This is a genomic window from Anabaena sp. UHCC 0451, assembly GCF_034931405.1.
Taxonomy (GTDB): Bacteria; Cyanobacteriota; Cyanobacteriia; order Cyanobacteriales; family Nostocaceae; genus RDYJ01.
The window spans coordinates 52,416-58,764 of sequence record NZ_JAYGHA010000016.1 but is presented as its reverse complement, the minus strand read 5'-3'; the positions used below and the strand labels follow the sequence as shown (position 1 = coordinate 58,764).

The 6,349-nt window shown below is 39.3% G+C and carries 7 protein-coding genes; 4 read left to right on the top strand and 3 right to left on the bottom strand.

All coding sequences use genetic code 11. From position 1 onward, the window contains the following. The first annotated feature begins 191 nt into the window (after window positions 1-191). Window positions 192-881, top strand: a complete 690-nt coding sequence (locus VB694_RS12930) for an N-acetylmannosamine-6-phosphate 2-epimerase (protein ID WP_323360727.1) — start codon at window positions 192-194, stop codon at window positions 879-881. A 102-nt stretch (window positions 882-983) separates the two neighbouring features. Here the strand turns inward: VB694_RS12930 and VB694_RS12925 are convergent, their stop codons facing one another. Then, window positions 984-1,241, bottom strand: a complete 258-nt coding sequence (locus VB694_RS12925; protein ID WP_323360726.1) for a hypothetical protein — start codon at window positions 1,239-1,241, stop codon at window positions 984-986. Window positions 1,242-1,311: 70 nt separating this feature from the next. On the opposite strand from VB694_RS12925, the gene VB694_RS12920 reads away from it, so the two are divergent. Both VB694_RS12920 and VB694_RS12915 read left to right on the top strand, forming a co-directional pair. Further along, window positions 1,312-1,917: a DUF3318 domain-containing protein gene (locus VB694_RS12920; RefSeq protein WP_323360781.1), complete on the top strand. Its 606-nt coding sequence runs from the start codon at window positions 1,312-1,314 to the stop codon at window positions 1,915-1,917. 21 nt (window positions 1,918-1,938) lie between these two features. Then, window positions 1,939-2,289 carry a DUF6464 family protein gene (locus VB694_RS12915; protein ID WP_323360725.1) on the top strand — a complete coding sequence of 117 codons (351 nt, stop codon included), beginning with the start codon at window positions 1,939-1,941 and terminating at the stop codon, window positions 2,287-2,289. A gap of 74 nt (window positions 2,290-2,363) precedes the next feature. On the opposite strand, the gene fmt is transcribed toward VB694_RS12915, so the two are convergent. After that, the gene (gene fmt, locus VB694_RS12910) at window positions 2,364-3,407 is read right to left on the bottom strand and encodes a methionyl-tRNA formyltransferase (RefSeq protein ID WP_323360724.1); all 1,044 of its coding nucleotides are present in this window, start codon (window positions 3,405-3,407) and stop codon (window positions 2,364-2,366) included. 670 nt (window positions 3,408-4,077) lie between these two features. Between fmt and VB694_RS12905 the strand changes: the two genes are divergently transcribed. Beyond that, the gene (locus tag VB694_RS12905; protein ID WP_323360723.1) at window positions 4,078-5,379 is read left to right on the top strand and encodes a hypothetical protein; all 1,302 of its coding nucleotides are present in this window, start codon (window positions 4,078-4,080) and stop codon (window positions 5,377-5,379) included. An 87-nt stretch (window positions 5,380-5,466) separates the two neighbouring features. Here the strand turns inward: VB694_RS12905 and VB694_RS12900 are convergent, their stop codons facing one another. After that, on the bottom strand, window positions 5,467-6,240 hold the full coding sequence (locus VB694_RS12900; protein ID WP_323360722.1) for a hypothetical protein: 774 nt from the start codon (window positions 6,238-6,240) through the stop codon (window positions 5,467-5,469). Between the last annotated feature and the right edge of the window lie 109 nt (window positions 6,241-6,349).

Here is a 6,349-nt window from a genome sequence, read left to right as displayed (position 1 = left end):
AGTGCAAGGGCGAAGCATTCAGTGCAAGGGCGAAGCATTCGGAAAATAAACATGGGTAAAAATTGATAATTGATCGCCCGAATGCTTCGCCCCTACATGGGTAAAAATTGATAATTGATCGCCCGAATGCTTCGCCCCTACATGGGTAAAAATTGATAAATTGTTAGATTATCAAATACTAAAAATTCAACATGATTAATTTACAAAAAGGACTCATTGTTTCCTGTCAAGCACCTATAGATTCCCCATTACATGAACCTCTAGTTATTGCTGCAATGGCAAAAGCGGCTGTTAACAATGGTGCAGTAGCCGTCCGCATTGACACCCCTAATCACATCAAAGCCGTGCGGGAAAAAGTCCAAGTACCAATCATTGGACTATGGAAGCAAGTTATAGCAGGTTCTGATGTATACATTACCCCTCAGTTTCACCATGCTGTAGCAGTCGCTGAAGCCGGAGCAGATATTATTGCTATAGATGCAACTACCAGAAATCGTCCAGGTGATGAAAAATTAGTTGAAATTATTACCCGCATTCATCAAGAATTAGGTAAACCAGTTATGGCAGATGTAGATACATTGACAGCAGCAAAATTAGCTGTTGATGCTGGTGCTGATATTGTTGGTACTACTCTTTTTGGCTACACTGTCGAAACTAAAAGTTTTGCCCCTCCTGCTTGGGAACTCCTCACTCAAATAGTAGAAAAATTAGATACTTTTGTAATTTGTGAAGGTGGTATTTCTTCCCCAGAACAGGCAAAAAGAGCATTAGATTTAGGTGCTGATGCAGTTGTAGTTGGGACGGCAATTACTGGGATTGATTTGTTAGTTAAAGCTTATATAGCAGGAGTCAGGAGTCAGGAGTCAGGATTCAGAATATAAATTCTTTTCCCCCTGCACCCTGCACCCTGCACCCTGCCTCCCGGCTGTCTTAATGGTCAATTTTTACACGTAATTGATATTAGTTGGGAGGTTTGCGATTGCCTATGGCTTACGCCACGCTACGCTATCAGCAGCGCCCTTCGGGCGATCGCTACTCCAAGCCCACCAAGCACAGGTACAATGACAAAGATAGAATTCTTGCCACTTGCGACGATGATCTGGTGTTGTTACAGGCGATCGCCTATTTAACCAAACTTGTACCGCTTCTCTACTACTAGCATGACATTGGGGACAGCAAAATTGATATGCGTGAACTGCCTGATTTGTCCATTCTGGTGGAGTGGGAGCAAAAGCATCCATGTAAATATTTTGAATGAAGTTTTAGTAGTAATTTAATATACATATATTATTATGCCTAATAATGGAAATGATGGAACCAAATACTGAAATTCGCCGTTTGTTAGATGTCATGCCCGCTTCTGGGCGCATGATGACTAAAATTGTCAGTAAACCTGAACAAAACAAGGTTATAGATGCCGTTTTTCCCTTACCATGGAGTCAAGGACGACCAATATATATTAATTTTGATTTGTGGCGACGTTTGACTAAACCACAAAGAGATTTACTACTACTACATCAAGTTAGTTGGTTAACGGGAGTGAAGTGGTTACAACCAGATATCTATCAAGGAGTGGTTTTAGCAGGGTTATTAGGTGGAGTAGTTGAAGCTGCTCAGTCTGATGTGGTAGGTGTAATTATAGCCGGGGGATTAAGTGCTTTAGCTGCTACGCGAATTTGGCGGATTAATAAATCCCAAACATCGGCATTAAAAGCTGATACAACAGCTATTTTTATCGCTCAAAGACGAGGTTATTCAGAAGCTGAAGCCGCCCAACATTTGTTAACTGCTATTGAGTCAGTCGCCAAAATTGAAGGGCGTTCTAGTTTAGATTTTAACCAATTAATTCGTTGTCAAAACTTGAAAGCGATCGCAGGTTTGTCCCCTGTAACTATTCCAGAGAATTATCAACTGTAAATCAGATAATATAAACTGACTATGGAAATAGATTCTTTAGCAACTGAGGTGATTCTGACAAATCCGCGTCAGTCTCTTGGTAGAGTGCAACTTGATTGGACACCCCAACCGGGAAACTATCTTGATTTTGAAGGCAAAACCTATGCAGTATTAGAGCGTCGTCATAGGTATAACTTGAAGTCAGGACGCTACCATTTACATAACATCACTATTTATGTACAAAAGGCTAACCGACCATCAGAAAAAACTTTAGTACAAGGACGCTGGGTAATTGGTGATGCAACTTGTAGTTACAATGCTCTTTCAGAAATTATCCGTTGTGCAGTCAACCCAGAAGGTCCATGTAACTCTTGTCGTTTTTATGAAACTTAGGAACTGGGAACTGGGGACTGGGGACTGGGGACTGGGGACTGGGGAGAATCAAGTCAAAAGTCAAAAGTCAAAAGTCAAAAATTCTGTTCCCCATTCCCTGTTCCCTGTTCCCTTCTTTCCCAATTACCAATTACCTCACCCACTGTTAAACGAGTACCATTTACAAAATCCCATCCTGACTGGGGACGTTTACCAGTTAACTGAACTTCTCTCAACCACAAACAACCTTCTCCAGTTTGGACAATTGCGCCTAGTCCCTTTGCAATATTGACTACTTCTCCAGGTCGATGAGTTACAGTTGACAAATCAGGTATTTTGTGTAACTTTTCTGATAATTGTGTTGGTAATTCTTGAATATAAGTAGAATCCAAGGGAACGGTAGCCGTAATTTTTAGTGTTTGATTGCGAAAGGTAGTCATGCAGTTAGGATAAAAGCCTCGAATTTGATTATGTAATTCAATAGCAGTTTTCGACCAGTTGAGATTATAGTCTTCTTTTTGAATCAAAGACGCATAAGTTGCCAGAGAATCATCTTGAGGAATAGGTTTAATTTCCTGGCGTTCTAACTTTAATAAAGTTTCTACCAATAAATCTGCACCCGTGACCGCCAGATGATCGGCTAAAATTTGAGCATTATCCAATAAAGCAATCGGTGTAGTTGCTTTTAATAACATATCTCCTGTATCCATACCCGCATCCATTAACATAGTTGTGATGCCTGTTTCTTGCTCACCGTTATATAGACACCACTGAAGGGGAGCAGCCCCTCGATACTGGGGTAAAATTGAACCATGTACGTTGATGCAACCTAACTTGGGCATCTTTAAGATTTTCTTAGGCAAGATTTGTCCATAAGCGACTACGACAAATACATCTGCATCTAATTGTTGTAGTTGGGTTAAGGTTTCAGCATCTTTTTTAACTCTCTCTGGTTGCCATACTGGGATGTGGTGAGCATTCGCTAATATTTTGATAGGTGAAGGTGTTAATTTATTCCCACGTTCCCTGCGTTTATCCGGTTGGGTAACAACTGCTAAAACCTGGAAATCTGGGTGATTTAGTAATTTTTCGAGGGTGGGAACAGCAAACTGGGGAGTACCAAAAAATACGATTTTCATTCTTGACTAGTTATTTAGTGATTAGTTACTAGTCAATATTAAGTGCGTCACGAATCACTGACAACTGATTACCCAGAACTGAGCAAATGACAAGAATAATGAAAAAAACGCCCAGCAATTTTGCTTTTAGAAGCTTGAATTTTAGATATTTAGTGGTAGAGTATTTATTATCGGTGCAACAAAAAGTTAGTTGATAAAATACAATACTTTGGCAAACAGACTCACTCAGATCAGTCAATGATTGTGTCTTCTGTCTGCAAGGATGTATATTTTTTGCCTAGTGGGTGGACAATTCAGCATCTACTAACCCAAATTATCTGATAATTTAACAAAATTAGCTTTTTGTAGTTGAGCGATCGCAACAGATATTTTATTTATTATTTTATTCATTTGCGAGCCAATTATTACTTATGTATATATTTACATAGAGATTACTGAAAGAAATTCCAGTATTCACTGTAAATTATATTGTCATCAAAAACTCAGTAATTTAAAGAATGTAAAGGCGTGAACAATGATTAGAAAAGTTTTGTAAAGTGATGCAAAATTTGGTGCAATTATCTCGTTAAAGCTTTTAGTTTGTTGTTATACATATAATCATAGTTTTTCCTCTTCCTGCATAGACCTTGCTCCTCACATAGCAACTGCCCCTTCCTTAGAGAGTCCACTCATGTTGAAATCCCTTTTGGTGTCAGGATGGTTCCGCGTACAACCCTTTCTTAAGTACGTTATCCCTGTTATATTAATTGCTCCCTTAGTAGGGGTATCGGTTCACTCTAGCGTAGCGAAACAATCACAATTAAAATTAGGAAAAATTAATTCAGGACTGGGAAAATTTGATTCAAAGTCCCAAGAAACGTCTATTGCGAGTGTAAATGATTTAAACCTGGGTGAAGCTAACACCTTGGAAGTAAATATTGAAGCTTTTGTACCAAGAAACAAGTCTGTGAGTGCAGAAAGGCCAGTAGTACCGACTGCTAAAAGTGATTTTGGGGCAGAAACAGAAAATCAAGGGTTGGCTAGTAGGGATATATTGACAGTCTCCAAACAGGGAAATTTAGCCAAGATACCTGTTAATCAAACTAATTTGATCCAAAAATTAAAAAATGCTAAAGCTGAGGCATTAGGAGGAGAGGTTCATTCTTTAGAAAGTGAAAATCGGAGAAATGAAGTATTAAAAACAGCTACAGGCACATCAAATATTAGAGAATCACAGCCTTCCTTCATGACAGAAGTACCTGTTAATGAACAGCAACATCAATCCGACGCAATACCAGATGATCCCATGGGCAGTCCTCATCCAATCCCCTGGAAATGGATCATGATAACTCAAGAAGCTATTGGAGGGAAAGGTGGTTCTGGAGTGCGACACTATCGCAGCATACCAGTTGTTTCTCCTGATGGTAGATATGCAGTTTATAGCCGAGTGCAACTAGAAGTTAAACCGGAAATGCACAACAGCCGAGTTACTAGCTTGCTGTTTATCGAAGATCGGCAAACTAAGAGATTGCAGGTAATGGCTAAAACTGCTGCTATTAGTGATCCTCTATTAAATCAGTCGATTTCAGCCCACAAAACCGATACAGAAGGAAAAATTGGGGTTTTAGTGCCGATTAGCTGGTCAGCAACAGGCGATCGCTTTTTAGCCCGTAAATTTGTAGGCATTTTCAACACAGCAGATGTGACAGATCATGCCGTAATTTGGAACCGACAAGAAAATCTTACCAAAACCGTTGCTCCAACCCAAAATGAAGATGAGCATGAGAAAATTGCCATCTTGTTAGGTTGGAGTAAAAAACAACCCGATCATGTGCTGTTCCGTGCTGGTGAACTAGGGGAAGAAAATTGGCCTTTAGTACAAGTTGCTAGTGATGGTAAGAGTACAAATGTCACAACCGACGGAGATCAACCTGTCACTTTTGGAGTTAGAGATACACAGGTTTGGGCAGAACCTCAAGTTGCTTCCAGATAGTGAAAATTTGGATTTTAAATATAAAGACCCGTTATTACTCCAGGTAACAACGGGTATTTTTTTTGCGATCATGATCGAGAATAATCTTCAAGCTGATTTAAAAAATCTCATAATTTCTCGAACATGATCCAGAAATTGTCCGTCGGTGGAAAGTTGAGCGATGGCATTTCTAGCTTCTCTTGATAGTCGCTCATGTTCAGCTTGGTTTGTAGCCCTTAATTCTTCTAAACTAGCAATAATACGAGCTAATTCTCGACGAGTTTCTTCGCTAAACCTGTGGTTATTTGCTGCTAAAGAATAAGGTTGTTCTGGGTTAAGTTGGTCTTCTAAAGATTGGACTTTTTGCTCTATTTCATAAAAACGGTTACGAAGTTCTAAAATATCTTCACGGGGATAAGTGAATGCTTGACGAATCATTGTTAACCGAGCATATAAATATTCGTAGGCGCTAATAGCTGGACGCAGTAAAGTTAATAACAAAGCTGCGCCAGAACTGAGATATCCCACAGCACTAATACCAGTAGCAGCTAGGATATAAAGAGCGATAGCTGAAACTAAGTGTAAAGCAATAGCTAACCAGAGCGATCGCTTGGCTAAAACCTGTACATACTTAACCTGTTTATCATCTACAGGAATATTTTTGGCTATTGATTCTGCTGCTGCTGCTAAAACTTCCTTAGCTTGAAAATGAACATTCCACGGAACTGTCACAATCACCAATAACCACCAAAAACTAGCCCCTCCAATTACCCAGTCAAGAAAATTACCTGCGGGGATATGAAACCATTGCAAAACACCAAAAGCTACCAATAATGTAACCACAATTCCTACAATAGAACTGATAAAAAAGTTCAAATACATAGTTATTTGTCTCTAGTAAAACTCTTACCTATATCATGTTTACAAGTTCCCAGTTATACATATATCTTTGTGCTAGTTTTTCTACTAGCACATCATCTTTAAAAGCAAT